Origin of the sequence: Streptomyces noursei (genome assembly GCF_001646665.1) — a bacterium.
Classification (GTDB): Bacteria; Actinomycetota; Actinomycetes; order Streptomycetales; family Streptomycetaceae; genus Streptomyces; species Streptomyces lavendulocolor.
Map to the genome: position 1 here is coordinate 1 of NZ_LWBU01000406.1, position 1737 is coordinate 1737.

The 1737-nt window shown below is 74.4% G+C and carries 1 protein-coding gene; it reads left to right on the forward strand.

Annotation, left to right across the window (positions count from 1 at the left end; genetic code table 11):
* Window positions 1-517 precede the first annotated feature (517 nt).
* Complete coding sequence (serB, locus tag A4V12_RS34005; RefSeq protein ID WP_064073375.1) at window positions 518-1723, forward strand: phosphoserine phosphatase SerB; 1206 nt, start codon at window positions 518-520, stop codon at window positions 1721-1723.
* Window positions 1724-1737: the final 14 nt, after the last annotated feature.

The following is a 1737-nucleotide window of genomic DNA, read 5'->3' on the forward strand; positions in this document are numbered from 1 at the left end:
CGGGGGGAGAGGCGGGGGCGAGGGGGGGGGGGGTGGAGTCGTGGCGGGGGGCGAGGGGGGGAGCGCAGCGCGCGGGAGGGGGGGGGGGGGGGGGGGGGGAGGGGGGGGGGGGGAGGGGGGGGGGGGGGGGCGGGATGGGCGGCCGGGGGGCGTCGGTCCGGGGGGCGGGACGTCGGCGCGGTGCGGGGCATCGAGCCAGGGATCGGGGCGCGGCGGTCCGGGGGGCTGTACGGGTTCAGGGGCTCGGCGGGGGTTTCGGCGCGGGCGGCCGGGTGGGGACGTGCGGCAGGTCGACCCCGGAGCCGCCACGGGTGGGCACGGTCGGCCGGCCGGCGGCGCGGGCCGACGGCGGGTGGTGGTCACCGCGCGTCGCCGGAGCGGGTCCCACGGCCGGGACCTCCGGGACCGTCCGGGGTGCTCGCCGAGGCGCGGTACGGGCCGCTCGGGACCGCACAGGTGTCCGGTACTCGGGACGGGGCGCGCCCGACCGCGTGGGGGCCGATACGGTGGGGGGACCATGAGCGCATCGCAGACCTCTGACGTTCCCACCCTTCTCGTCAAGATCTTCGGGAAGGACCGCCCAGGGATCACGGCCGGGCTGTTCGACACCCTGGCCGCCTTCTCCGTCGACGTGATCGACATCGAACAGGTCGTGACCCGTGGCCGCATCGTCCTGTGCGCGCTCGTCACGAAGCCGACCGTGAGCAGCGAGGGCGAGCTGCGGGCGACCGTGCACAGCTGGGCCGAGTCCCTGAAGCTGCAGGCGGAGATCATCTCCGGTACGGGTGACAACCGGCCGCGCGGGTCGGGACGGTCCCACGTGACCGTCCTCGGGCACCCGCTGACGGCCGAGGACACGGCGGCCATAGCGGCCACGATCACCGGAACGGGCGGCAACATCGACCGGATCTTCCGGCTCGCGAAGTACCCGGTCACGGCCGTGGAATTCGCGGTGTCGGGCACCGAGACGGCGCCGCTGCGCACGGCGCTGGCGCGGCAGGCCCACGAGATCGGTGTGGACGTGGCGGTGGTGTCGGCGGGGCTGCACCGCCGGGCGCAGCGGCTGGTCGTCATGGACGTGGACTCGACGCTCATCCAGGACGAGGTGATCGAGCTGTTCGCGGCGCACGCGGGCTGCGAGGAGCAGGTCGCCGAGGTGACGGCCCGGGCGATGCGCGGTGAGCTGGACTTCGAGCAGTCCCTGCACGCGCGTGTGGCGCTGCTGGCCGGGCTGGACGAGTCGGTCGTGGACAAGGTGCGGTCCGAGGTCCGGCTGACCTCCGGGGCACGCACGCTGATCCGCACGCTCAAGCGGCTCGGCTACCAGGTCGGTGTGGTGTCGGGCGGGTTCACCCAGGTCACGGACGACCTGAAGGTGCGGCTGGGGCTGGACTTCGCGTCGGCCAACACGCTGGAGATCGTGGACGGCAAGCTGACCGGCCGGGTCACCGGGGAGGTCGTCGACCGGGCCGGGAAGGCGCGGCTGCTGCGCCGGTTCGCCGCCGAGGCCGGCGTACCGCTCGCGCAGACGGTGGCGATCGGTGACGGTGCCAACGATTTGGACATGCTGAACACGGCCGGCCTGGGCGTGGCCTTCAACGCCAAGCCGGTGGTGCGCAAGGCGGCGCACACCGCCGTCAACGTGCCCTTCCTCGACACCGTGCTGTACCTGCTGGGCATCACCCGGGAAGAGGTCGAGGCGGCGGACGCCGACCAGGCCTAGGTCGTGTCCGCAAA

What these genes read in the sequence shown, in the direction of transcription:
- serB (WP_064073375.1), top strand. Translation starts at nt 518, where the DNA reads ATGAGCGCATCGCAGACCTCTGACGTTCCCACCCTTCTCGTCAAGATC.